Consider the following 23,551-nt stretch of genomic DNA (forward strand, 5'->3'; position numbering starts at 1 on the left):
GAGGCAATCAGAACTCCACCGGCCGGCCGCCGTGCGAACGATGCGGGCCGCCCGCGTCGGGTCGCGGTTGCGGCGTTTCGAGATCCCAGTCCTCGGCGGCGGTCGCGGCGACCGCGCGGGCGTCGGCCCAGGCCCGGACCGCGGCGATCCGCTCGGCCTGGGTGCGGCTCAGCGGCACCATGTTGACCAGAGCCCGCACGACGTCGTCCTGGCGCAACGGGCGTCGCTCGGCGAAGGCGTCGTAGACGGCGGCGACGAGCGCGTGCTCGATCTCGGCGCCGGAGTAGCCCTCGCTTAGCGAGGTGAGCTCGGCGAGCACGCCGCTGTCGACGGAGAGCGCCCCACCCACCCGCGGGTTGCGCAGCCAGCGGGCGAGGTGGACCTGCCAGATCGAGCCGCGCTCGGCCCGGGTCGGCAGGTCCACGAAGAACACCTCGTCGAACCGGCCCTTGCGGAGGAGCTCGGGCGGGAGGCTCTCGATCTCGTTGGCGGTGGCGATCACGAACACCGGCCGGTTCTTCTCCTGCAGCCAGGTCAGGAACGAGCCGAACACCCGCGACGAGGTGCCGGAGTCGCCGGCGCCGGTGGCGGCGAAGCCCTTCTCGATCTCGTCGATCCAGAGGACGCACGGCGACACCGCCTCGGCCGTGCGGATCGCACTGCGCATGTTCTGCTCGCTCGACCCGACGAGGCCGGAGAACACCCGCCCGATGTCGAGGCGGAGCAGCGGGATGCCCCACGCGGCCGCGACGGCCTTGGCGGTCAGCGACTTGCCGCAGCCGGGTACGCCGGTGATCAGCACGCCGCGCGGCGCCGGCAGGCCGTAGTCGGCCGCGTCCGCCAGCCACGCGCCCTCGCGGCGGCCCAACCAGCGCTTCAGGTTCTCGAGCCCGCCGACGTCGGACAGCACCGGCCCGGTCTCGACGAACTCGAGCAGCCCCGCCTTGCGTACCGTCTGCCGCTTCTCCTCCAGGATCACGGGCAGGTCGGCGATGCTGATGACGCCGTCGTTGACCATCGCGCGGGCGAACGCGTTCTCCGCCTCGTGCAGCGTCAGGCCGAGCGCGGCCTTGGCGAACCGCTCGCGTCCGCTGTCGTCGAGGTCGATCCGGAGCCGGGGCGAGCCGGCGTTGGCCCGGAGCATCCCGTCCAGCACGGCACGGATGTCGGTCTCGGACGGCAAGGGGAAGTCGACGACCGTGACGTCCTTTTCGAGCTCGACCGGCACCCGGTGGACCGGCGAGACGAGCACGAGGCTGCGCGGAATGGCGCCGGACCGGAACGCGGTCGCCAGGTCGCGCAGGCGCCGGATCACCGCCGGGTCGCCGGGCTGGCCGGCGCCGCCGAGCACGGGATGCAGGTCGCGGAACACCGCGACGATCGGCTGGTGGATCCGCAACAACGCGTCGAGCGCGTCCGACGGGTTCTTCGTGCGGCCCTGCTCCTCGCCGTCGTCGCGGCGCAGCCCATCGGTCAGCGACCAGGTCCACACCGCGCGCGGGGTGCGCACGAGACCGGCGTCACCGGCGACCGCGCGCACCTCGAACAGCACCCGCAGCTCCTCGTGCGACTCGACCGCGATGATCGGGAAGCGCGCCTTGAGCAGTTGGGCGAGGGTGGTGCGGAAGGACTCTGCCACGCGGGCAGTCTGCCCTATCCGCACCACCCTCCACGATGCTCCCTTACGGTGTCGTCGCCGGGAAAAGGACGACCTGGTCGGTGCCGACCTGGCCGTCGGCGTCGGTGTACGTCGCCACGAAGACGCCGGAGAGGTTGTCACCGGATCCGTGACCGGGTGCCGAGGTGGTGATGCTGCCGGAGCAACCCGTCGCCGAGGTGATCGGGTGGCCGTGCTCGTCGTGGCCGAGGATGTAGTTCACGGTGACCCGCGAGCAGTCCGTCGGCTGGTTGTCGACCACGGTCACCTGGAAGGGCACCGTGTCACCGAACTCGAACGGCTGACCCTCCTGCGGTGCGACGATCGTGACCGTCGGTGGCCGGGGGCCGACGACGAACGGAAGCTCGGCCGACGCCGAACGACCGGTGCTGTCGGTGACCTTGAGCGTGACCCGGTAGTTCCCGTTCGCGGCGAACGTGTACGTCGGGTTCGCCGCCCGCGAGTCCACCGTGCCGTTGGCGTCGAAGTCCCACGCGTACCGCAGCGCGTCGCCGTCCGCGTCGGTGGTGCCGGCGCTGGAGAACTGGACGGTCAACGGTGCGTCGCCGGCCAGCGGTTGGGCGCTGATCACCGGGACCGGCGTGCGGTTGCCACGCACGAAGTCGAACCTGGACAGTTGCGCGTCCGGGTTCTCGGCGAAGAAGCCGTCGCCGTATTCGAGGACGTAGAGCGCGCCGTCGGGGCCGAACTCCATGTCCATCGGGTTGTCGACCACGAAGGAGCCCAGCACCGGCCGGATGTCGGCCACGTTGCCGTGCCGGTCGAGGCGGAACTCCTTGATGTAGTCACGCGTCCACTCGTAGAACAGCGGCACGCCGTCGTAGTAGGACGGCCACTTGGTCCGCGAGTCGTTGCGCTTGTCGTATTCATAAGCCGGGCCGCCCATCGGGCCGATGCCGCCCTCGCCGAGGCCCGGGAACTCCGCCGACGGCGCGTAGGAGTAGGCCACCTCGGCCTTCTCCACCGCGGGCAGCCGGGTCAGGCCGGTGTTGTGCGGCGACTCGTTGACGGGCCGCCGGCAGTTGAACGGCGCACCCGACGTGCCCGTGGCGAAGTCGTAGTCCACGTAGGGCAGTGCGTCGGTCGCGCAGTACGGCCAGCCGTAGTTGGCCGGCTTGTCGATCCGCATCCACCGGCCCTGGCCGGCCGGCCCACGCGCCGGGTCGGCCGCGCCGGCGTCCGGCGAGTAGTCGCCCACGTACACGTCGTCGGTCCGCTTGTCGACGGCGAACCGGAACGGGTTGCGCAGGCCCATCGCGTAGATCTCCGGGCGGGTCTTCGGCGTGCCCGGCTTGAACAGGTTGCCGGACGGGATGGTGTAGCCGCCGCCGTTCTTGACCCGGATCCGCAGCACCTTGCCGCGCAGGTCGTTGGTGTTGGCCGACGTGCGCTGCGCGTCGAAGGCCGGGTTGCGGGTGGCCCGCTCGTCGATCGGCACGTAGCCGTCGGAGAAGAACGGGTTGCTGTCGTCACCGGTCGACAGGTAGAGGTTGCCCTCGCTGTCGAAGTCGATCTGCCCACCGACGTGGCAGCAGATGCCGCGGTCGGTGTTCACCTGGATGATCTTCTGCTCGCTGCGGAGGTTGAGCGTGTTGCCTTCCAGCTTGAACCGGGAAAGCTGGAGGTGGCCCTTGAACGGCGCGAAGTCGGCCGCGGTGCCCTCGAACGGCGCGTCGCCCTCGTTGACGTCCGGCGTCGCCGGGTCGTCGGTCGGGGTGTCCAGCACCGGCGAGTAGTAGAGGTAGACCCACTTGTTGCGGGCGAAGTCCGCGTCGATCGCGACGCCCTGCAGGCCTTCCTCGTCGTGTTCGTAGACGGGCACGTCGGCGGCGAGTATGTTGCGCCCCGAGCGTGGGTCGTGGATCCGCACCTCACCGGTGCGGGCGGTGTGCAGCACCCGGTTGTCGGGCAGCACGGCGAGGCTGACGGGCTCGCCGGGAAAGTCGTTGAGCGTGACCTTCTGGAAGTTGCTGTCGGCGGGTGGCCCGCCGGGTGGTGCGGCCGCGGCCGGTGACAGCGATATGCCGCCGCCGGCTACCGCGAGGAGCGGCGCGACGACCAGGGCAAGCTTCTTGCGCAACTGACGCCTCCTGTGTCTGGGTGAACAGAGCACACCCGGACCGGGTCAGCGTCGCATGTCGTTCGTCGCCGACACGATGGCACGCCGGACGCACGGCCGGTCACGGGTGACCAGGCGTTCGCCGGCTGGTGCCACGGGGCCGACGAGAGGCGAGACCGAACTCGCGGGGCGGCGCGCACAACGTCGGGGCCCGTGCCAAGGGCCCACGCGCCGACGAGCGGCGAGGATCTCGCACAACGGTGTGAAGTTCCGGAACCCCCCATCGATTGATCGGAACATCTCGATCCTTCCGGTCACCCTACGCGATTTAATCGATGGCTGCCCGCCGATAAGGGTTGCTAATTTGCGGCATGACCTCACCCCCGCCTGCGGGCAACGGCGCGCGGCTCACCTTCATGGCACCGCTGTCCGCGGCGCGGGCCGACCGCATCGTGACCGGCCTCGCTGCCGGATCGCCGTCCACTGTGGTTGATCTGGGCTGTGGTTGGGGAGAGCTGCTGCTGCGGGTCGTGGCGGCCTGCCCGGGCGCCAAGGGCATCGGTCTCGACACCCACGAACCCGACCTGGCCCGCGGGCGCGCCAACGCGGAGGCCCGCGGGCTCGACGGGCGCGTCACGTTCGTCGACGGCCCGGCCGCCGACCACCGCGACACCGCCGACCTGCTCGTCAGCGTCGGCGCCTACCAGGCGTTCGGCACGATCGCGTCGGCCCTGGGCGCCATCCGGGAGCTGGTCAACCCGGGCGGGCGGGTGCTGTTCGCGGCCGAGTTCTGGGAGTCGCCGCCGCCACCCGACCGGCTCGCCCTGATGTGGCCGGGCATGTCGGCCGACGACTGCACCGACCTGGCCGGGCTCGTCGACCAGGCGATCGCGGCCGGCTTCCGGCCGCTGCGCGTCGAGACCGCCACGCGCGACGAGTGGGACGAGTTCGAGTCACTGCTGGCCGCCGACCGCGAAGAGTGGCTGATCACCCACCCGAACCACCCCGAAGCGGCGGCGGTACGCGAGCAGGCGGACAGCCAGCGGAACATCTGGCTGCGGGGCCACCGGGGCCTGATGGGCTTCGCGTACCTGACGTTGGGGCCGAGCTAGCGCCTGTCCTCCAGCGCGACCAGTGTGGCGTAGGTGACCGCGCCGTACACCAGGTGGGGGATCAGGTCGCTGAGCCAGTCGGTGGCCGACCAGGTGCGTGGGTCCGACACCCGCAGCCCGGCCAGCGTGCCGTCGCTGACTGCCATGGCGCCCAACCCCACCGCCACCGTGCCGACCGCCAGCGGCGGCCGCCAGCCCGCCGCGTGCAGCAGGCCGAACGCGGTGCCGACGAACACCCCGGACAGCACGCCGGAGAGGCCGCCGAGCCCGTTGAAGCGGTTCTGGCGGTGTGAGTTCTGCCCCGGTACGTCCAGCGGGAGGTGCTTGACGATCGCTTCGGCGGTTTCGGCCGGCACGTCGCTGGCCGGACGTCCCCGGATGGCCATGTCGAGGTAGGTGGTCGCGTCCAGCGCCGCGCAGCCCGCCGCACCGGCCGCGGCGCCGGCGGTCGCGCCGGACAGCAGCGTCAGGTCCATGCCCCGCACATGCCCCGCGAGCCAGACCGCAAACTAGGGCGTGGACATCCCCAGCGCCGACCTCGCCCGCACCCTCGACCTGTCGGTCGCCCGGCGGTGGTTGCTCGACCGCCGCGCGGACCTGCTCGCCGAGCTCGGCGACTACGTGTCGCGGGAGACGCCCAGCGACAGCAAGCCGCACCTCGACGCCGGCCTGGACTGGCTCTCCGGCCGGCTCACCGAGGTGCTCGGGCCGCCCGAGTCGGTGCGGCGGGTGCCGTCCGCGACGCACGGCGACACGCTGGTCGCCGACTTCGCCGGGGTCGGGCCGCGCCGGTTGCTGGTGCTGTGCCACTACGACACCGTTTGGGGCGCGGGCACCCTCGCCGAGCGGCCGTTCGTGGTGGAGGGCCGGATCGCTCGCGGCCCCGGTGTCTTCGACATGAAGGCCGGCCTCGTGCAGGCGCTGTGGGCCGTGCGGGCGCTGGACGCCGCCGGGCTGTCCCGGCCGCCGCTGCGCGTCGTGCTCAACGGCGACGAGGAACTGGGCAGCCCAAGCTCCCGGCCGGTGTTGGAGGCGGCGGCCGACGGCGTGACCGCCGCTCTGGTGCTGGAGCCCGGGCTCGCCGGTGCGCTGAAGACGGCTCGCAAGGGCATCGGCATGTTCCGGATCGACGTCACCGGCGTCGAGGCGCACGCCGGGCTCGACCCCGAGAAGGGGATCAGCGCGATCGACGAGCTCGCCCGGATCGTGCTCACGCTGCGGGCCGTGCAGGACCTGGCGCGTGGCACGAGCGTCAACGTGGGCACCATCGCGGGCGGCACCCGCGGCAACGTGATCGCCGGACACGCCTGGGCCGCCGTCGACGTGCGGGTCGCCGACCCGGCCGAGGCGCGGCGGGTCGACGCCGCGCTCGGCTCCCTGGAACCGGGCGATCCGCGCCTGACCGTCACGGTCGGCGGGGGTTGGAACAGGCCGCCGATGACGCGTACACCCGGGATCGCGGCCATGGTCGACCTCGCCCGTGCTCTGGCGGCCCGGCTCGGCGGGGATCTGTCGGAATGCGCGGTTGGTGGTGGCAGCGACGCCAACTTCCTGGCCGCGCTGGGCGTGCCGCTGCTCGACGGTCTCGGCGCGGTCGGCGCCGGCGCGCACGCCCGTGACGAGCACATCGACGTCGACGCGACGGTCGCGCGCGCCGCGCTGGTCGCCGCGATCGTCCACGCGTTCGCCTGCTAGGGACCACGTCGGAAAACCGACCGGCCGATTCGAGGGATGTAAACATTCCGTAGTCTCGATGTCACTGCGGGTATTTCCCTGCCCGCACGGGGGCTATGCAGGAGGTCGGACATGAGGGGACTTTTTCGCGTGGGTGCCGCACTCGTGATGGCGGCGGTGGTGATGGTGACGGGTGTCCCGGCGGTGGCCGCGGCACCCGCTGGGACGCCGGGTTTGGCGACATTGGACGGTCGCGTCATCGACCTGGGTAAGAGCTGGCAGGGCGCGCAGTCCTGTCTGGTGTTCGCGGCGTCGGACACGCGCTGTTTCACCTCGCACGCCGAGGCCGACAGGGTGGTGGGCTACCAGCGCGAGGCGGACCCGCTGGTCGCGCAGGCACGCAGCGCGGTGGTGGCGGCGGCGGTGCCGTCGTGCGGGTCCGGCTGGCTGTGCCTCTACGAGAACACCAACGGCGGCGGGCGGCGGCTGCAGTTCAGTGACGAGTACTGGCACTACCTGGCCGACTGGGGCTTCAACCGCTCGACGTCGTCGTGGCGCAACAACCAGAGCGCCAGCGACGTCGGCCACCTGAGCCTCTACAACCTGACGTCCGTCTACAACTGCGGCGCCCGCTCCTATGCGTTGTCGATGGGCATTTACAACGACCAGGCGTACGCCGTCTGGGGCTAAACGCTAAAGGTAGGTGTCGTAGCCGATCACGGCCGGCGCGGTGAGCTCGAGCTGACCGACGTCGGTGGCCAGGACGCGCTCCTGTGCGAGGACGCGTCCGCTGCCGGGGTCGACGACGAACGTGTGCGTGACCGGCAGGCCGGTCCCATCGACGACGACGGTGTACGCGTCGCCGGTGCGGCCGGCCCGGTCGGTGAGCGCGCCCGTGTAGCGCAGCCCGGGCAGCCCGGCCAGGAGGGTCAGCGTCGCGGCCGTCTCGGCGGTGGTCAGGGCGCGCTCGTGGAGCACGTCGGTGACGCCGCCGACGACCGTGGTCGCCGGGTCGGTGCCCGGCCGGGTGGCGGACAGCCACGCGCGGAGCCGGTCGGGGTCGGTCGGCGGCCGGTCCGGCCAGAGGGCGACGAACTCACCCGCCGCGTATTCCTCGGTGCTGCGGGTCTGGTCGGCGCCGGGTGATCCCTCGTCGCGCCACTCGTCGAGCTGGGCTTCGGTGGGCGCCTCGGGCGGGAGGTAGACGACGGTGCGGGTGCCGGAGTTGTCCGGCTCGCGCCGGAGCTCGGTCTCGGTGGGGATGACGACGCAGGTGACCGTCGTGCCGGCGATGTCGCTGTTCAGTGCCCAACTGCGGATCAGCACGTGGTCGCGGATCGGGGTGGCGGGCGCCGGCTGGTCGGCGACCGTGGCGGCCAACGCCAGCAGGCGGGGGCCGCCCGGCTCGGACGCGGACCGGACGCTGGCCAGCGGTGCCGGTGTCGCCCACGCACTCGACGCGGCCTGGGGGAGGGCGACGGCCACGACGACGCCCGTGATCGCGACGAGCACCACAGCCGCCGCGGCCGCCACCCAACGGGCGCGGGTGGGGGCGCGACGGCGGGCCGGCGGTGCGGCCATGATGTCGCGCAGCATGCGCTCGCGTCGGTCGAGGTCGGCCACGTAGCCGTCGTCGGCGACGGGGTCGGTGGGACCGAAGAGCTCCCGCAGCCGGTCGGCGTCGTTCATCGGCGGGACCGCCGGCCGAGGAGGGCGACCAGTTGGTGCGGCCGGTTGGGCTGCGGGTCCCACAGCTTGCGCAGCCGGGTCACCCGGTTGCTGACGGCGGTGCGGCCCATGCCCAGCACCTGGGCGACCTCGGGGATCGTGAGCCCCTCCCAGGCGATCAGCTCCAGGATCTCGCGGTCGCGGTCGCCGAGCTCGGCGAGGGCCTGCCGCAGCGCCATCTTGTCGACGACGCCGCTGGGCCGGTCGTCGCGGTCGGGCAGCGTGACCAGCGGGTCGCTGCCCGGGTCGTAGGGGTCGTTGCGTTCGCGCTGGCGACGCCGGAACTCGTTGGCGAGCACGTTGCGGGCCGTGCGGTAGAGCCACGGCAGCGGGTTGTCGGCCGGGACGTTCTCGCGGCTCTCCCACGCGATCGTCATCACCTGGCCGACGAGGTGGTCACAGTCCAGATCGGCCGCACGGCGGCGGACGAAGCGCCCGACGTCGTCGTAGTGCAGCCGATACATCGCTTCGAACCTCTCGTCATCGCTCGTCGAGCCCGTCACCGCCGTTGTGTCCACCTCCCCACGAGTTGTCACGCCAGGGAGAGAAATTAGCGCCAACTGAGGAGAGGACGTCGCTGGGTCCACAGTGGCCGTCCCTTCGCGACCGAACCGTTACCTAATTTCCCTGCCAGGCATGTGACGTCGAGGCCCTCACCCGACACAAGCGGATCAGGATCCAGTCGACGAGGATGCATCCGAGGAGCGGCGATGACCGCACGGCAGCAGGCACCCAACCAGGTGACGCAGCGCTCTCAGGTGACCCAGCGCGCGCGGCCGGCGCTGTTCGTCGTGCCCGCCGAATGGCCGACCGGGTTCGACCCGACCCGCGGCCTCCTGGTGACCCTCGACTGGTGCAGCGGGCGGGTGGTCAGCGAGGAACGGGTCGAATACGTCGGGGAGCGCTGGTCCCCGGTGCGGCACCCGTTCGTGGTGTCCGCGGTCCTCTTCCTCGCGGACGCCGGATACCGGCACGGGCACCGATCGCGACCGGTCGCCCCGGGTCAGCCGGCCGCGTAGTCGTCGGGGTCGATCTCGATCATCAGCCCGTCCGGGTGCTCGAAGCGGACCTCGGCGACGTCCATCCGGTGCAGCGTGTGGCCGTGCCCGACGTCCAGCAGGTCCGGCAGCGGGTTGTGCGCGGCGAAGTCGAGCACGGCGCCGCGCAGCAACGGCTCGCGCAGCCTCGTCGACCAGCCGGAGATCCAGAGCTGGCCGCCGTCGGGTGCCGTGATGGACAGGACCGTCGCGACGTCGTAGTCGTCGCACGAGGTCAGCGCCTTGTCCACCGGGTCGCCGACGGCGGCGAGCAGCAGCGGGGAGCCGGCCCGGTCGAGCGCGTGCCGCACCGGGAACGGGCCGGGGCCACCGCGGGCCGTCGCGCGCCGGGCGACCTGGACCATGCCCGGCAGGTGCCCGGACGCGAGCGTGCGCACGAGCGCGACGAGGACGGTGGACTGCGCCATGACGGACCTCCCGGGGTGTGCCTGTGTAGTTAGGTTAGGCTAACCTCTCGGCTGATCCAACTCGTGGAGGCAACGTGAACCAGTCGCGGCCGAAGGCAAAGCTCTCGCGGTCCCTCGGCATCCCGCTGACGCCGAAGTGCGTCAAGTACTTCGAGCGCCGGCCGTATCCGCCCGGCGTGCACGGTCGCGCGCGCCGCAAGGAGACCGACTACAAGGTCCGGCTGCTGGAGAAGCAGCGGCTGCGCCACCAGTACAACGTCAGCGAGGTGCAGATGCGCCGGGCGTTCGCCGAGGCGCACCGGGGCACCGGGAAGACCGGCGAGCGGATGGTCGTCGCGCTGGAGTGCCGGCTCGACTCGCTCGTGCTGCGGGCCGGGTTCGCGCGCACGATCTACCAGGCGCGCCAGGCCGTGGCCCACGGGCACATCGCCGTCGACGGGCGCAAGGTGGACCGGCCCTCGTACAAGGTGCAGCCGTTCCAGACCATCGCGGTACGCGAGAAGAGCCGCGACAAGACGCCGTTCCAGGTCGCCGCGGCCGGTGCGCACGTCGGCGCCCGCACCGCGCCGTACCTGTCGACCGCGATCGCGGACCTGCGTACGACGCTGATCCGGTTGCCCGAGCGCACCGAGATCCCGGTCCTCTGCGACGAGCAGCTCGTGGTCGAGTTCTACAGCCGCTGACCTGATCTTCAACATCTATCCATTTACATTCGTGAGGATAGGGCCGCACCATTGGCCCTATGCCTCGTCGGTTGCTCACCCTCGTCTCTGCGGCCACCCTTGCCGCCGTGATGCTGCTCGGCATCGCATCCCCCGCCGCCGCCGTCACCAACGCCGAGAAGCTCGCCGTCCTGTCGAGCTTCACCCAGACCAGTGCCAGCAGTTACAACGCCTGGAACGCGGCCCGCCTCAACCGCGGTCCGTGGCAGGCCTACAACTTCGACTGGTCCACCGACTACTGCTCGACCAGCCCCGACAACCCCTTCGGGTTCGCGTTCGAGCTCTCCTGCTACCGGCACGACTTCGGTTACCGCAACTACAAGGCGATGGGCCAGTTCAGCGCCAACAAGTCGCGTCTGGACAGCGCCTTCTACGAGGACCTCAAGCGCTCCTGCGCCCGCTACAACGCGGTGCTGAAGCCGATCTGCGACGGCCTGGCCTGGACCTATTACCAGGCCGTTCGGGCGTTCGGCAAGGTCGTGGTCAGCCAGGCCGAGCTCGACAAGGTCGGCGCCCAGATCGCCGAGGCGCGGCGCCAGGAGGCGCTGGCCCGCCGCTCCTGACCCACCGGGTGACCGGGCCCGCCGCGCGCGGGTCCGGTCACCCCGTCGAGTCCGGGTGCAGCTGTAGCCCCGAGTGCCGCCGCTTGGCCTCGTACATGGCCTCGTCCGCGTCGCGCAGCAGGGACTCGAAGGGCTTGGTCCGGCTGGCGGCGATGCCGACGCTGGCCGCGGGCCGCAGGGTACGGCCGTGGATGCGCACCGGTTCGGCCAGCGCGCGCAGGATCCGGCGGGCGGTGGCCACCGCGTCGTCGGCCGACGTGTCGGCCAGCAGCACGCTGAACTCGTCGCCGCCCAGGCGGGCCACCGTGTCACCGGGGCGCACGCTGCGGCGCAGCCGCGTCGCCGCCGTCTTGAGCAGGTCGTCACCGGCGTGATGGCCGAAGGTGTCGTTGACCAGCTTGAACTCGTTGAGGTCCAGCAAGAGCACGGCCCGGCCGTGGCCCGGTTCGGAGCTGCCGAGATGCTGGGCGTGCTGGTCGAAGAACGCCCGGTTGGCCAGGCCCGTCAGGTGGTCGTGGTTGGCCGCGTGGCGCAGCCGCTCCTCCTGCCGGCCGAGCGCCTCGACGGTCTCGCCGAGCCGGTGCACCAGCCGCTCGTTGTCCGCGAGCACCACCCCCTGCCGCGCCGTCACGATGGTGGTGAGCAGCACCGCGCCGACGACGGTGCCCCAGCTCTCGATGGTCAGTCCCACGATCGGCAGCTGGATGATCAGCATGAGCTGGGTGGCGGCCACCGCGAAGAAGGGCAGCCGCAGGGTCACCGGCGACGGCCGGAGCGGGCCGGACGTCCGGGCTGGCCCGCGGCGCAGCCATTCGACGCACGCGCCGACGACGAGCGCCAGCGCCGGCAGCATCCGCAGCACGAAGATTCCCCGCGAGTCCGCGGCGGCGAGCTGCGGGTTGAGCATGTGACTGACGCCGAAGAGCGCGATCGCGGCGGCCAGGACCGCCCCGGTCGCCCGGCTGAACGGCGCGTCCTCGATCATGACGAGCCGGACGACCGCGAACGCGGCCGCGATCGTGATGACGGAGCCGATCACCGTCCAGGCGATCTCGAGCGGTCCGGTCGCCTGCTCGCTGCCGATCAGCGCGATCGACCAAACGAAGACCGCGGTCGCTATCAGCACCGTCGCGGCGTCCAGCCACATCCGCGCCCGTTCGCGGCCGGTCGTCGCCCCCGGCCGGGTGAGCAGGAACGCCAGTAGGACGATGGACCCGCCGGCGATCACCAGCGTCGACACGGTGATGTCGCGACCGGCGCCGGCCGGGTCGACGGCGAACTGGACCACCCGCACCAGCCCGCCGACGGTCTTCAGCGCGCCGGCCACGGCGGCAGCGCCCCAGAACAGCCTGGCCCGGGCCGGCTGCCCCGGCCGGCGCCACAGCCGCCACGCCAGCCACGCGAACGTGCCTTCGAGCGCCGCCTGGGCCGACCACGACGTGATGGCCGGGGCGGGGCCCAGCCAGATCAGGAGCGCCGCGACGGCGAAGATGCCGAACACGCCGCCCAGGACGCGGACCATCCACCCATCTCAGCACCACGCGCCGACCGGGCGGCTAGGTTCCGGGCACCTGGTCGGTCACGGCCGCCAGGAACGCGGTCAGCGCGGGGGCCGGCGGCGTGTCCCGGGTGACGGCGACCAGCCTGCGCCGCAGCGTCACCTCGGCGACGTCCCGGACCGCCACCGCCCGGTCGTCGGCCGGCAGGGCCAGCACCGGCATCAGGGCGACCGCCGCGCCGGCGCGGACGATCTCGAGCTGGACGTCGGCGTCGTTGGAGCGATGGCGCAGGTCGGGCTCGTAGCCGCCGAGCGACCGGCAGGTGCCCACCACCATGGCGTGGTGGCCGGTGCCTTCGGCGGACGCGGTCCAGACGGCCGACCGCAGTTCGGCGACCGCGACGGGTCCGCCGGCGCCGGCCAGCGGGTGCGCGGCCGGCAGCACGATCTTCATCGGCTCCTCGAGCAGCACGGTGAAACGCAGCCCCGCCGGGCGGGGGCGGGGCTGGCCGTCGTACTCGTCGCCGATGACCAGGTCGACCGCGCCCAGGCGCAGGCTCGGCAGGGACTGTTCCAGCTCGTACTCGAAGATCTCGACGCGTACGCCCGCGTGGTCGGCGCTCATCCGGGCCAGCGCCGGCACCAGCAGCTTGCGGGCGGCGGACTGGAGGCCGCCGGCCCGGACGGTGCCCCGGATGTCGCCGCTCAGCGCGGCCAGATCGGCCTCGGCCGACTCAGCCGCGGCCAGCAGGACGCGGGCGTGCTGGGCCAGCAGCCGTCCGGCGTCGGTGAGCCGCACACCGCGCCCGGCCCTGGCGAAGAGCGCGGTGCCGACCTCCTTCTCCAGGATGGACAGCTGCTGGGAGACGGTCGACGGGCTGTAGCCCAGGGCCGTGGCGACCGCCGCGAGGGTGCCCCGCTCCTCGACCTCCCGGAGGAACCGCAGTCGCCGCAGGTCCAGCACAACCATGCGGGAATCCTAACGAGTCGAATCCACGAATCATCGCTGGACCTGATGACTCGCGCCGCTGATCATGGTTCTCGTGGGTCCCGCTCTGTGCCTCCTGTCCGCCGCGTGCTTCGGCGCCATGGCGATCTTCGGCAAGCTCGCGTACGACGCCGGCGTCTCGCCCGGTGCGCTGCTGCTCGTCCGCTTCACCCTGGCGGCGGTGCTGCTCGGCCTGGTCCTGCTGCTGCGCCCGGGCCTGCGGGGTACCGCGGCGGAGCGGGGCACGACGACCGCGCGCGTGCTGCTCGTCGCCGTCGGTCTCGGCGCCATCGGGTACGCCACGCAGGCGAGCCTGTTCTTCGCGGCCCTGGAGCGGATGGACGCCTCGCTGCTGTCGCTGATCCTCTACACGTTCCCGGTGCTGGTCACCGTGTCGGCGGTGCTGCTCGGCCGGGACCGGCTCACCCCCGCGCGGGGCGCCGCGCTGGTGGCCGCGTCCTGCGGCACGCTGCTGGTGCTGCTCGGTGCCGGCGCGGTCAGCTTCCAGCCGGTCGGTGCGCTGCTGGCCTTCGGCGCCGCGCTCACGTACACGGTCTACATCCTGGTGGCCGACACCGTCGTGCACCGCCTGGCGCCGGTGGTGCTGTGCGCGCTGGTGATGAGCGGCGCGGCCGTGACCCTGGGCGGCCGGGCCGTGCTGGCCGGCGGCGTGGACCTGACCTTCGGGCGGGCGGGCTGGCTCTGGCTGTCCTGCATCGCCGTGCTCTCGACGGTCGTGGCCATGCTGACGTTCTTCGCGGGCCTGAAGCGGACCGGCCCTTCGACGGCCGCCATCCTGTCCACCTTCGAACCCGTCGTCACCACGGCGTTGGCGGCCCTCACCCTCGGCGAGTCGCTGACCCCGCTCCAGCTCGGTGGCGCGGCGCTCGTGCTGTCGTCGGTCGTCGTGCTGCAGGTGCGGGTCGGCCGGCCCGGGACGTCCCGGGCCGGCCGCGCGTGGGTCAGCCGTTGGTGGGGTGGCAGCTGGTCGTCGGGTTGGTCGGGGTTCCGTTCGGGCACTTCACCCAGACCTTGACCGAGTCGACGCTGAACACCGACGGGAAGGTCGCCGCGTTCGGGTTGTTGTTGTTCGATCCGCCGGTCGCCAGGTTGACCAGCAACTGCGGGTCGGAGCCCTGCCAGGTGAAGTTGGTGCCCTTCACCCAGGTGTTGTCGACCCACTTCTCGATCTGGCCGTTGCGCCAGACCAGCGTGTACGTGTGGTAGTCGGACGCGAAGTCGAAGCCCGGGTGCCACACCCACTGGTTGGTCATGATGCTGTGGTAGTTGGAGCCGACGCCGTCGCCGTGGTCGTAGCCCGTCCAGTCGAAGGTGTTCTGGGTGGGCGTGTCGAAGAACTCGACGACGTCGATCTCGGACGGGGTGTTGGGTGCCTGCTTGGCGTAGAGCCAGAACGCCGGCCACGCTCCGCTGCCCCGCGGGATCTTCGCGCGGACCGAGAACACGTACGTGCGCCCGTCCCGCGGGTAGAACGTCTCCTTGGTGGTGATCTGGCCGCTGCTGATGCCGCCGTTGTAGACGCCGCCGAGGTTCGGCACGGCGGTCAGCTCCAGCCGGTCCGAGGTGATCTTGTGGTTGGTGCTGTTGAACGGCTGGTAGCGCTGCCACTCGTTGTTGATGACCGTCGTGCCGGCGATGCCGTACGGGTTGAAGTTCGTCGCCAGGTTGCTGACGTTGCGACCGGAGCCGGTGCCGAAGCGGTAGTCCCGCAGCAGCCCGAAGCCGGTCAGGTCAGGGCCGCTGCCGGTCGGCGGGGGAGTGGTGCCGCCGCCGACGAGCTCCCAGCGCTGGTTGGAGCCGCCGTTGCAGTCGTAGAGCTGCACGACGGTGCCGGCCGCGGTGCCCTGGCCCTTGACGTCGACGCAGCGTCCGGACGCGGCGCCGCGGATGGTGCCGTCGCTGTTGACGGTCCAGCGCTGGTTGGCGCCGCCGTGGCACGCGTACGTGATGACCGGCGTGCCGTTGGCGGTCAGCTCGCCTTTCGCGTCGAGGCACTGGCCGTTGATGGTGATCTGGCCGGCGTCCGTGGTGGACCAGCGTTGGGACGCGCAGTTCTGGATGGTCGCGCTCGTGGTGCTGCTGGCCGGCGGGGTCAGGCAGCGGGCGGAGCCGACCCCGCGGATAAGGACGTCGCTGACGGCGGCGGACGCGCTGCCGCCGGGCACGACGAGCAACGCGCCGGCGAGGACGGCGACGATGACGCCGGCAAGGCGTCTGGGCATGGGAACCTCCCGGATTGGGCGGATCGACGGGGGTGCATGAACCGGTTCACACCGCACTGTAGGGCATCTACTGAACCGGTTCAAGCCGCTGTATCGTCCACCCATGACGAACCGCGCCGACCTTTCCGACGGCTGGGTGCTGCGGCTCGCGGAGCCGGACGCGCCCGCGGTGCCGGCCGCCGTGCGTGCCGCCCTCCCGATCCCCGCGACCGTGCCCGGCACCCTGCACACCGACCTGCTCGCCGCCGGCCTCATCCCCGACCCCTACCTCGACCGCAACGAGCTCACCCTCGACTGGATCGGCCGGGCCGCCTGGGTCTACGAGCGCGACCTGCCCGGGGCCGGCGACGCCGTGCTCTCGTTCGAAGGGCTCGACACCGTCGCCACCGTCAGCGTCGACGGCACCGTGGTGGCCCGCACCGCCAACATGCACCGCCGCTACGAGGTCCCGGTGAACCTGCCGGCCAAGCTGTCGGTGCGCTTCGACTCGGCCTGGGACTACGGCGAGGCCGAGCGCGACCGGATCGGCGCGCTGCCCAACCAGTACCCGGCGCCCTTCAACTTCCTGCGCAAGATGGCCTGCAACTTCGGCTGGGACTGGGGACCGACGCTGGTCACGGCCGGCATCTGGCGCCCGGTGACGCTCGTCCAAGGCGCGGGACCGCGGATCCGCGAGGTGCGCCCGAGCGTCACGGTCGAGGGCGCCCATGGTCGCGCGGCCTTCGACGTGCGGCTCGCCGCGCCGGTGCCGGCCGCGACGGAGGTGACGGTCTCCGTCGGTGGGGCGGAGGCGCGCGCGACGGTGCCGGCCGGCCAGGAGCAGGTCACGGTCGAGGTGACCGTCGCCGACCCCGACCTGTGGTGGCCGCGCGGCCTCGGCCCGCAGCCGCTCTACGCCGCCGTCGTGCGCGTGCCCGGCGACGAGTGGCACGCCCGGATCGGCTTCCGCAGCCTGCGCCTGGACACCACCGAGGACCCCGAGGGCACGCCGTTCACGCTGGTCGTCAACGGCCTGCCGGTGCCGGTGCGCGGCGCCAACTGGATCCCCGACGACTGCTTCCCGACCCGGGTCACGACGGACCGCCTGCACACCCGGATCGACCAGGCGGTCGACGCCGGGATCAACCTGCTGCGGGTCTGGGGCGGCGGCACCTACGAGAGCGACGCGTTCTACGCCGCCTGCGACGAGCGGGGTGTGTTGGTCTGGCAGGACTTCCTGTTCGCCTGCGCGGCCTATCCCGAGGACGAGCGGCTCGCGACCGAGGTCGACGCCGAGGCCCGCGACAACGTCGCCCGGCTGATGCCGCACCCCAGCCTGGTGTTGTGGAACGGCAACAACGAGAACATCTGGGGCTGGTTCGACTGGGACTGGCAGCAGAGCGTCGGCGACCGCACCTGGGGCCTCGGCTACTACCTCGACCTGCTGCCGAAGGCGGTGCGCGAGACCGACCCGACGCGGCCGTACTGGCCGGGCAGCCCGTACTCCGGGTCGATGGACCGCCACCCCAACGATCCGGACCACGGCCCCATGCACGTGTGGGACGTCTGGAACACCGCCGACTACACCGTCTACCGCGACTACCGCCCGCGGTTCGTCGCCGAGTTCGGCTGGCAGGCGCCGCCCACCTGGTCGACGATGACCGGCGCGCTGCATGACGACCCGCTCACTCCGACCTCGCCCGGCATGCTGCACCACCAGAAGGCCGCCGACGGCAACGGCAAGCTCGAGCGGGGCCTCGCACCGCACTTCCCGGTGCCCACCGACCTGACCGACTGGCACTTCGCCACCCAGCTCAACCAGGCCCGCGCGATCGGCCTCGGCATCCGCCACTACCGCTCGTTGCGCCCGCGCTGCTCCGGCACGGTCGTCTGGCAGCTCAACGACTGCTGGCCGGTCACCTCCTGGGCCGCGGTCGACGGTCAAGGACGCAAGAAGCCGCTGTGGTACGCGCTGCGCGCCGCGCACGCCGAACGGCTGCTGACCGTCGAGCCGCGCGCGGGCGGGCTGGCCCTGGTCGCCGTCAACGACACCACCGCGTCGTGGCGGGTGCCGGTGACGGTGCGCCGGCTCGCGTTCGACGGGACGGTGCTGGCCGAGCACCGCACCCGGTTCGCCGCGGACCGGGTCGGCGCGGTGACGGTGCCGCTGCCGTCGGAGCTGACCACGGCCGGCGACGCCGCACGCGAGCTGCTGGTCGCCGAGGCCGACAGCGGCGAGCGCGCCTTCTGGTTCTTCGCGGACGACAAGGACCTGGCCTATGCGCCGGCCGACCTGGACGCGCGGGCCGACCGCGACGGGGACGACGTGGTGCTGACCCTGACGGCGCGCGAGCTCGTGCGCGACGTGTGCGTCTTCGCCGACCGGGTCGACCCCGCAGCCGAGGCCGACGACTGCCTGGTCACGCTGCTGCCGGGGGAGAGCCGTACGCTACGCGTCCGGGGTGTCCCGGCGGGCCGGGAGAAGGACCTGCTGGCCGCACCGGTGTTGCGGACGGCCAACGACCTGATCGCGAGGGCCTCATGATCCTGTTCATCGGCGACAGCATCACCGACTGCTCGCGCCAGGCCGACAAGCTCGGCCTCGGCGGCGGCTACGTCGACGCGGTGGCGACCCGGCTGCGCGAGCGGGGTGACGAGACCGTCGTGCGCAACACGGGCATCGCCGGCAACCGGATCGCCCACCTCCAGGAGCGCTGGCAGGCCGACGCGCTCGACCACGCGCCGACCGTGCTGTCGGTCTACATCGGCGTCAACGACACGCTGGTGGCCTTCTTCGAGGGGCGGCCGACGCCGCCGGAGCTGTTCGAGGAGCGCTACACCGACGTGCTGCGGCGCGCGGTCGCCGCGGGCGTCCCGCGGATCCTGCTGGTCGAGCCGTTCTATGTGGACACCGAGCAGGCGAGCGCGCCCTGGGCCCGGGGAAACGCCTTCGTGCGGGAGGACCTGGACCGCAAACGGCCGATCGTCCGGGCCCTGGCCGAGCGGTTCGGGGCCGCCTTCGTCCCGCTCCAGGAGCCCTTCGACGAGGCCGTGGCGGCACGCGGGCCGGCGGTCCTCGCCCAGGACGGCGTGCACCCGTCCGCGCTGGGACACCGGCTGATCGCCGACCGCTGGCTGGCCGCCTACGACGCGCTGACCACGCCGGGCACCTGACGGTCCGGCGCGGGCACCGCGAACCACTCCGACGCGAACCCGGCGAGCCGCGCGGTGCGGCCGCCGGGGAGCGTGAACGCGACGGGGTCCGGTCCGGTGTTGGCCACCGCGACCGTGACCCCGTCGGCGTCCCGCACGGCCAGCGCGGCCAGTGGCGGCGGCGCCGAGACGGCCAGCACGGCGGCACCACCCAGCGCGGCCAGCCGGGCCACGGCCCGGGCGGCGGGCGCGTCCGCCGGCAGCCGGGCGTCGAGATAGGCGAGCGCGTCCACGCCGGCCGGCACCGCCCGGGCCGCGCTGGCCAGCACCCAGGTGGCCGCGAGCGGGCCGAGCAGACGGGCGGGCAGCGGGCCGGGCGGCGGCTCCGGCGCGTACGCGCCGGCCTCGTCCCGCCAGTCGCCGGCCACGTCGAGGAAGCCGGCCGGTGCCAGCCGCACGGGCAGGCCGGTCGCGCGGGCCTGGGCGACCAGGTCGCCGTGGGTCGCGGTCGTCTCCAGCACCGAGTCGTCGTCGGCCGCGTGCACCGCACCGTTGATCGGCAGCTCGACCGAGTCGCGGCCGGCCAGCTCCGGCGGGGTGGCGTTGAGCTCGTGGAACCCGCCGGCGGGCCGGAAGGAGCGTGGTGAGAGCCGGCCTGCATAGAGGGTCACCGGTGGGAGGACACCGACGGGCGGTCCGAGCCGGACCACGACGTCCGGAGGCGCCGCGGCCACGACCGGCGGGGCCACTACCCGGATCCGGATCCGTTGCGCGAAGCGTTCACCGGGCGCAGCGTGCGGCCGTCCGGACGGGGACGAGTAGGCCTTGTACGACGCGTCGGTCCAGTTGCGTTGGTCCTCGAACTCGAACGTCTCACCCTCGAACCGGAAGGTCACGCCGGTGTCCAGCCCGTCGAACCGCCGGTGGAACCGCCGGGCGGCCGCGTCGGTGTGGTCCCGGGTGACCACCCGCTCCGGGAACGCGAACGCCGTCCGCTCCCCGCCCAGCCACGACGTCGCCGGCCGACCGCGGTAGCCGGCCGACGGGAACAGCACGCAGAAGCCGATCCGGGCATAGTCGAACCCGCCCCGAGCGGTGGCCTCGAACTCGGCGTCGAGGGAGTCGCCGTCGGCGGTGTACCGCACCCGGACGTCCAGCGGGTGCGACGGCCACCCCGTGCTGGCCGTCGCCTCGAACCGGAACCCGCCGGACGTCTCGTACCGCGCTCCGGTGTGGACGGTCAGGGGCACCGTGCGCCAGAACCGGTCGCGCACCGCGAAGTAGATCCGGGACACCACCTCGTCGTCGCCGTGGCGGACCGTGCGCAGGTCGAGCCCGTCCTCCCGGTCGGCCCGCGTCGTGAACCGCGCCACCCTCAGCCCTTCAGCGCGCCCTGGACCAGCGCGCTCTCCATGCGGCGGTTGAGCACCGCGTAGACCAGGAACACCGGCAGCACCGAGATCAGCGTGCCGGCACAGACCAGGGCGTAGTCGGTGATGCCCTGGTTGCCCTGCAGCGTCGGCAGCGCGACCTGCACCGTGCGGACCTTCGCGTTGGCGCCGACGATGACCAGCGTGTAGAGGTAGTCGTTCCAGAACGAGATGAAGTTGAGGATCGAGATCGTGGCGATGCCGGGCATCGTCAGCGGCAGGTAGATGCTCCGCAGCACCCGGAACCGGCCGGCGCCGTCGATCGTCGCGCTCTCCTCGAGCTCCTTCGGCACGGTCCGCATGAACTGGGTCAGCAGGATCACCGCGAGCGGCTGGGCCGACGCCGGCAGATACAGGATCATGAACTCGCGCGTGTGGAACAGGTCGAGCTGGATGGCCAGCAGCAGGGTCGGCACCAGCGCGGCGAAGCCCGGGATCAGGAAGCCCATCGCGTAGATCCGCTCGAACAGCGTGGCGATCCAGCCCTGCGAGCGGGCCAGGGCGTACGCGGCGGGGATCGCGATGACCAGGGTGACCGCCAGCGACGCGGCCGTGATGTAGAGCGAGTTGAGCATCGCGTCGCCCAGGTTGAGCAGGTCCCAGACCCGGGTGAGGTTGTCGAAGCCGGACGAGAACGTCGGTGCGAACGGCGCGTCGACGGCGTCGAGCTGCGACTTGAAGGCCGAGATGAACAGCCAGTAGAGGGGCAGCACCAGGGTGGCCGCGTAGACCAGCACGAGCGCGTAGGAACCCACGAGCCCGGGCGTGAACCGGCTGGGGCGCTTGCGGCGCCGCGGCGTGCGTACCACGGACCGCGCCGGCTCTTTGTCCACTGTGGTGGTTGTCGCGACGGCCATCAGTACCTCGCCCGGAACACTCGACGGATGATGACGAGCCCGACGATGCCGAGCACGAAGAGCACGAGCCCGATGGTCTGGCTGTAGCCGACCTCGGGAGAGCGGAAGCCGAACCGGTAGACCAGCCAGGCCAGCGTCGAGGTGGCCTCGCCCGGCCCGCCGCGGGTCAGCAGCAGCACCATGCCGGCCGAGCCGAACAGCGTCCAGAGATATTGCAGCATGGTCAGCACGCCGAAGTAGTCGCGACAGATCGGGTACGCGACCCGCCACATCTTCTGCCAGTGGTTGGCGCCGTCGAGCTCGGCGGCCGCGTAGATCTCGTCGTCGATCGCCGACAGCCGCGCGGCGAACAGGATGCCGGTGAAGCCGAGCCCGGACCAGATCGTGACCAGGATCAGCGACGGCATCGCCCAGGTCGGGTCGGCCAGCCAGGCGGTCGCGTGCTCGCCGAGGCCGACCTGCTCGAGTGCCGAGTTGACCAGGCCCGTCGGACCGAGGACGGCGACGAACAGCATGCCCATCGCGGAGAGCGAGATGAGCGCCGGCACGAACATGATGACCCGCAGGACGCGGTGGCCGGGCAGCTTCAAGTTGAGGAAGTAGCCGAGCATGAACGCGCCGACCATGATGACCGGCAGCGAGACGGCCAGGTGCACGCCCGTGTTCTTCAGCGCGGTGAGCACCCGGTCGTCGTCGAGCAGCCGGCTGACGTTCTCGGTACCGTTGAGCTTGGCCGGTGCGGCCAGTCCGGCCCAGTCCATGAACGCGACGATGAACATCGCGGCCAGCGGGCCGATGGTGAAGACGAGGTACCAGATCACCGAGGGCAGGGCGAAGACGATCAGCCCGCGGTCGCGCGTACGCGCGCGGTTCTTGCCGCCGCCGGGACGGGCGACGACGGGTGAGTCGAGGATGGCGGTCATCTACGGCCTTCCGTGTCATGGCGGCCCGCCCGGCGCACCGGGCGGGCCGCTCCGATCACTTCTGGTAGAGCTTGTCGAGCGTCTTGCAGAACTCGGCGCCGGTCTGGCCCTTCTTGCCGAGGAACTCGCTGCCGGCCGGCGCGTAGTCGGTGCCGGCCGGGATGTAGGAGTCCGGCAGCAGCAGGTAGTCGACCTTCGGTGCCAGCTCGTTGCCCTTCACGACCAGCGGCTGGGTCGAGGTGACGCTGCCGAGGATGTCGTTCTTCACGCTCATGATCTGCGAGCCCTCGGACACCCAGCCCTGCAGCGTCGTCTGCTCGTACATGAACTTGATGAACTTCTCGACCGACGCGATCTTCTTCTCGCCGTTGGGCGAGAGGAAGAAGCCGTTGGAGTGGCCCTGGAACGCGGTCGGCTTGGTGTACGCGCCACCGGCCGAGACCGGGAAGCCGGCGAGCTCGGTCGCGGACGCGATGGCCGGCGGCGCCTCGGTGTAGCTCCACGAGCCCGACGGCATCATGGCCGCCTTGCCGGCGAAGTAGGCCGAGGTCATCTGGTCGGCGGTGTAGCCCTGCACGTTGTCGACGAAGACGCCATCGTCGCGTAGCTTGCCGAGCAGGTCGAGGCCCTTGACGGCGCCGGGGCTCGCGCAGTAGCCGCCCTTGCTGAAGATCTGCTTCGCCTCGTCCGGCTGCACGAACTGCTGGACCATCCAGGTGATGAAGTTCTGCACCGGCCACTCGGCGCCGCCGAGCACCATCGGCGGGATCTTCGCCGCCCGCAGCTTGGCCGACGCCGCGATGAGGTCGTCGACGGTCGCCGGCACCTCGGTGACGCCGGCCTGCTTGAGCAGGTCCGTGTTGTACCAGACGGGCCAGTTGAAGCCGGTGTACGGGAAGCCCGCGACGCCGTCGGGCTGGGTCCAGAACGTCATCGCCTCGGGGACGATCTTGTCGGTCAGGCCCCACTCGTCGAGGTACTTCTTGACGTCGACGACCTGGCCCTGGGGCAACCAGTCGCTGGTGTCCGGCGTCAGGTTGAGGATGACCAGGTCGCGCTCCTCGTCGGCGAGCTTCGAGGCCTCGTAGTTGTTCGCGATGTCGGTGGTGTTGGCCTCCTCCACGTCGATCGCGATGCCGGTCTGCGCGGTGAAGTCCTTGGCCAGCTTGTTGAAGTGGTCGCCGGTCGCGTTGCCCGTGGTGAACGACGACAGGATGGTCAGTGTCTGCGTGTCGGTGTCGGCGGCGTCGTCGCCCGAGCAGGCGGTCAGCGCGCCGGCCGCGAGCGACGCGGTGGCGAGCAGAGCCGCCAGCCGGAGTCGCCTGTGGGAAAAACGAGTCATGTGGACACTCCTCGGTACGGCGAACGAAGGGGAGTGGGGAACGGGGTCCGGTGTCGCCTGAACCGGTTCAGACAGATAGTCGTCCGCCAGCCGGCCGGGTGTCAAGGAAGAAGTTGCGCCGACGTTGCAGAAAGGTG

22 protein-coding genes are annotated in these 23,551 nt (G+C 71.8%); 9 read left to right on the forward strand and 13 right to left on the reverse strand.

Features of this window, described 5'->3' with window-relative positions; genetic code table 11:
• Positions 1-7: 7 nt before the first annotated feature.
• Positions 8-1,639 (reverse strand): AAA family ATPase, encoded by a 1,632-nt coding sequence (locus CHC05_RS23050; RefSeq protein WP_089252198.1) that lies wholly within the window; start codon positions 1,637-1,639, stop codon positions 8-10.
• A 43-nt stretch (positions 1,640-1,682) separates the two neighbouring features.
• Positions 1,683-3,758 carry a PQQ-dependent sugar dehydrogenase gene (locus tag CHC05_RS23055; RefSeq protein WP_089252200.1) on the reverse strand — a complete coding sequence of 692 codons (2,076 nt, stop codon included), beginning with the start codon at positions 3,756-3,758 and terminating at the stop codon, positions 1,683-1,685.
• A gap of 350 nt (positions 3,759-4,108) precedes the next feature.
• Here CHC05_RS23055 and CHC05_RS23060 point away from each other — a divergent pair, with 350 nt between their 5' ends.
• Complete coding sequence (locus tag CHC05_RS23060; RefSeq protein WP_089252202.1) at positions 4,109-4,849, forward strand: SAM-dependent methyltransferase; 741 nt, start codon at positions 4,109-4,111, stop codon at positions 4,847-4,849.
• Here the strand turns inward: CHC05_RS23060 and CHC05_RS23065 are convergent.
• Positions 4,846-5,325 carry a hypothetical protein gene (locus CHC05_RS23065; RefSeq protein WP_179266323.1) on the reverse strand — a complete coding sequence of 160 codons (480 nt, stop codon included), beginning with the start codon at positions 5,323-5,325 and terminating at the stop codon, positions 4,846-4,848. The genes CHC05_RS23060 and CHC05_RS23065 overlap by 4 nt on opposite strands.
• 40 nt (positions 5,326-5,365) lie before the next feature.
• On the opposite strand from CHC05_RS23065, the gene CHC05_RS23070 reads away from it, so the two are divergent.
• Complete coding sequence (locus CHC05_RS23070) at positions 5,366-6,544, forward strand: M20 family metallopeptidase (protein WP_218824642.1); 1,179 nt, start codon at positions 5,366-5,368, stop codon at positions 6,542-6,544.
• A gap of 111 nt (positions 6,545-6,655) precedes the next feature.
• Entirely contained in the window at positions 6,656-7,213 is a 558-nt protein-coding gene (locus CHC05_RS23075) for a peptidase inhibitor family I36 protein (RefSeq protein WP_089252204.1), read from the forward strand.
• 3 nt (positions 7,214-7,216) lie between these two features.
• Here CHC05_RS23075 and CHC05_RS23080 read toward each other — a convergent pair whose 3' ends face one another.
• Positions 7,217-8,212 carry a CU044_5270 family protein gene (locus tag CHC05_RS23080; protein ID WP_089252206.1) on the reverse strand — a complete coding sequence of 332 codons (996 nt, stop codon included), beginning with the start codon at positions 8,210-8,212 and terminating at the stop codon, positions 7,217-7,219.
• Positions 8,209-8,715 (reverse strand): RNA polymerase sigma factor, encoded by a 507-nt coding sequence (locus CHC05_RS23085; protein ID WP_144022721.1) that lies wholly within the window; start codon positions 8,713-8,715, stop codon positions 8,209-8,211. Before CHC05_RS23085 ends, CHC05_RS23080 begins: the two co-directional genes overlap by 4 nt.
• Positions 8,716-8,961: 246 nt before the next feature.
• Here CHC05_RS23085 and CHC05_RS23090 point away from each other — a divergent pair, with 246 nt between their 5' ends.
• Positions 8,962-9,270: a hypothetical protein gene (locus CHC05_RS23090; protein ID WP_089252210.1), complete on the forward strand. Its 309-nt coding sequence runs from the start codon at positions 8,962-8,964 to the stop codon at positions 9,268-9,270.
• Here the strand turns inward: CHC05_RS23090 and CHC05_RS23095 are convergent.
• Positions 9,255-9,716: a hypothetical protein gene (locus CHC05_RS23095; RefSeq protein ID WP_089252212.1), complete on the reverse strand. Its 462-nt coding sequence runs from the start codon at positions 9,714-9,716 to the stop codon at positions 9,255-9,257. The two genes, CHC05_RS23090 and CHC05_RS23095, sit on opposite strands and share 16 nt — an antisense overlap.
• Positions 9,717-9,790: 74 nt before the next feature.
• Here CHC05_RS23095 and rpsD point away from each other — a divergent pair, with 74 nt between their 5' ends.
• Positions 9,791-10,399, forward strand: a complete 609-nt coding sequence (gene rpsD, locus CHC05_RS23100; RefSeq protein WP_089252214.1) for a 30S ribosomal protein S4 — start codon at positions 9,791-9,793, stop codon at positions 10,397-10,399.
• A gap of 59 nt (positions 10,400-10,458) precedes the next feature.
• On the forward strand, positions 10,459-11,001 hold the full coding sequence (locus CHC05_RS23105; protein ID WP_089252216.1) for a phospholipase: 543 nt from the start codon (positions 10,459-10,461) through the stop codon (positions 10,999-11,001).
• 37 nt (positions 11,002-11,038) lie between these two features.
• Here the strand turns inward: CHC05_RS23105 and CHC05_RS23110 are convergent, their stop codons facing one another.
• Together CHC05_RS23110 and CHC05_RS23115 are read right to left on the reverse strand one after the other, a co-directional pair.
• Positions 11,039-12,523, reverse strand: a complete 1,485-nt coding sequence (locus CHC05_RS23110; RefSeq protein WP_089252218.1) for a GGDEF domain-containing protein — start codon at positions 12,521-12,523, stop codon at positions 11,039-11,041.
• A 34-nt stretch (positions 12,524-12,557) separates the two neighbouring features.
• Positions 12,558-13,469, reverse strand: a complete 912-nt coding sequence (locus CHC05_RS23115) for a LysR family transcriptional regulator (RefSeq protein ID WP_089252220.1) — start codon at positions 13,467-13,469, stop codon at positions 12,558-12,560.
• A 73-nt stretch (positions 13,470-13,542) separates the two neighbouring features.
• Between CHC05_RS23115 and CHC05_RS23120 the strand changes: the two genes are divergently transcribed.
• Positions 13,543-14,523 (forward strand): DMT family transporter, encoded by a 981-nt coding sequence (locus tag CHC05_RS23120; protein ID WP_245871164.1) that lies wholly within the window; start codon positions 13,543-13,545, stop codon positions 14,521-14,523.
• Here CHC05_RS23120 and CHC05_RS23125 read toward each other — a convergent pair.
• A complete protein-coding gene (locus tag CHC05_RS23125) occupies positions 14,450-15,730 on the reverse strand; it encodes an RICIN domain-containing protein (protein WP_179266324.1) in 1,281 nt (426 codons plus the stop codon). The two genes, CHC05_RS23120 and CHC05_RS23125, sit on opposite strands and share 74 nt — an antisense overlap.
• A 103-nt stretch (positions 15,731-15,833) precedes the next feature.
• On the opposite strand from CHC05_RS23125, the gene CHC05_RS23130 reads away from it, so the two are divergent.
• Positions 15,834-18,254, forward strand: a complete 2,421-nt coding sequence (locus CHC05_RS23130; protein WP_089252226.1) for a glycoside hydrolase family 2 protein — start codon at positions 15,834-15,836, stop codon at positions 18,252-18,254.
• The gene (locus CHC05_RS23135) at positions 18,251-18,883 is read left to right on the forward strand and encodes an SGNH/GDSL hydrolase family protein (protein WP_089252228.1); all 633 of its coding nucleotides are present in this window, start codon (positions 18,251-18,253) and stop codon (positions 18,881-18,883) included. Before CHC05_RS23130 ends, CHC05_RS23135 begins: the two co-directional genes overlap by 4 nt.
• Here the strand turns inward: CHC05_RS23135 and CHC05_RS23140 are convergent.
• The 4 genes from CHC05_RS23140 to CHC05_RS23155 are packed head-to-tail and all read right to left on the reverse strand — an operon-like array spanning position 18,853 to position 23,414.
• Positions 18,853-20,235 carry a D-apionate lactonase family protein gene (locus CHC05_RS23140; RefSeq protein ID WP_089252230.1) on the reverse strand — a complete coding sequence of 461 codons (1,383 nt, stop codon included), beginning with the start codon at positions 20,233-20,235 and terminating at the stop codon, positions 18,853-18,855. The genes CHC05_RS23135 and CHC05_RS23140 overlap by 31 nt on opposite strands.
• 2 nt (positions 20,236-20,237) lie before the next feature.
• Positions 20,238-21,149 carry a carbohydrate ABC transporter permease gene (locus CHC05_RS23145; RefSeq protein ID WP_089252232.1) on the reverse strand — a complete coding sequence of 304 codons (912 nt, stop codon included), beginning with the start codon at positions 21,147-21,149 and terminating at the stop codon, positions 20,238-20,240.
• Positions 21,149-22,072 carry a carbohydrate ABC transporter permease gene (locus CHC05_RS23150; protein WP_218824643.1) on the reverse strand — a complete coding sequence of 308 codons (924 nt, stop codon included), beginning with the start codon at positions 22,070-22,072 and terminating at the stop codon, positions 21,149-21,151. Before CHC05_RS23150 ends, CHC05_RS23145 begins: the two co-directional genes overlap by 1 nt.
• A 55-nt stretch (positions 22,073-22,127) precedes the next feature.
• Positions 22,128-23,414 (reverse strand): ABC transporter substrate-binding protein, encoded by a 1,287-nt coding sequence (locus tag CHC05_RS23155; protein ID WP_089252234.1) that lies wholly within the window; start codon positions 23,412-23,414, stop codon positions 22,128-22,130.
• Positions 23,415-23,551: the final 137 nt, after the last annotated feature.

It is taken from the genome of Asanoa hainanensis, from assembly GCF_900188485.1.
Lineage (GTDB): Bacteria > Actinomycetota > Actinomycetes > Mycobacteriales > Micromonosporaceae > Asanoa > Asanoa hainanensis.

Coding starts and splice junctions, on each gene's coding strand:
- CHC05_RS23105 (WP_089252216.1), top strand. CDS start 10,459: ATGCCTCGTCGGTTGCTCACCCTCGTCTCTGCGGCCACCCTTGCCGCC.
- CHC05_RS23130 (WP_089252226.1), top strand. CDS start 15,834: ATGACGAACCGCGCCGACCTTTCCGACGGCTGGGTGCTGCGGCTCGCG.
- CHC05_RS23085 (WP_144022721.1), bottom strand. CDS start 8,715: ATGTATCGGCTGCACTACGACGACGTCGGGCGCTTCGTCCGCCGCCGT.
- CHC05_RS23150 (WP_218824643.1), bottom strand. CDS start 22,072: ATGACCGCCATCCTCGACTCACCCGTCGTCGCCCGTCCCGGCGGCGGC.
- CHC05_RS23125 (WP_179266324.1), bottom strand. CDS start 15,730: ATGCCCAGACGCCTTGCCGGCGTCATCGTCGCCGTCCTCGCCGGCGCG.
- CHC05_RS23075 (WP_089252204.1), top strand. CDS start 6,656: ATGAGGGGACTTTTTCGCGTGGGTGCCGCACTCGTGATGGCGGCGGTG.
- CHC05_RS23155 (WP_089252234.1), bottom strand. CDS start 23,414: ATGACTCGTTTTTCCCACAGGCGACTCCGGCTGGCGGCTCTGCTCGCC.
- CHC05_RS23065 (WP_179266323.1), bottom strand. CDS start 5,325: ATGGACCTGACGCTGCTGTCCGGCGCGACCGCCGGCGCCGCGGCCGGT.
- CHC05_RS23110 (WP_089252218.1), bottom strand. CDS start 12,523: ATGGTCCGCGTCCTGGGCGGCGTGTTCGGCATCTTCGCCGTCGCGGCG.
- CHC05_RS23080 (WP_089252206.1), bottom strand. CDS start 8,212: ATGAACGACGCCGACCGGCTGCGGGAGCTCTTCGGTCCCACCGACCCC.
- CHC05_RS23135 (WP_089252228.1), top strand. CDS start 18,251: ATGATCCTGTTCATCGGCGACAGCATCACCGACTGCTCGCGCCAGGCC.
- CHC05_RS23115 (WP_089252220.1), bottom strand. CDS start 13,469: ATGGTTGTGCTGGACCTGCGGCGACTGCGGTTCCTCCGGGAGGTCGAG.
- CHC05_RS23060 (WP_089252202.1), top strand. CDS start 4,109: ATGACCTCACCCCCGCCTGCGGGCAACGGCGCGCGGCTCACCTTCATG.
- CHC05_RS23090 (WP_089252210.1), top strand. CDS start 8,962: ATGACCGCACGGCAGCAGGCACCCAACCAGGTGACGCAGCGCTCTCAG.
- CHC05_RS23095 (WP_089252212.1), bottom strand. CDS start 9,716: ATGGCGCAGTCCACCGTCCTCGTCGCGCTCGTGCGCACGCTCGCGTCC.
- CHC05_RS23145 (WP_089252232.1), bottom strand. CDS start 21,149: ATGGCCGTCGCGACAACCACCACAGTGGACAAAGAGCCGGCGCGGTCC.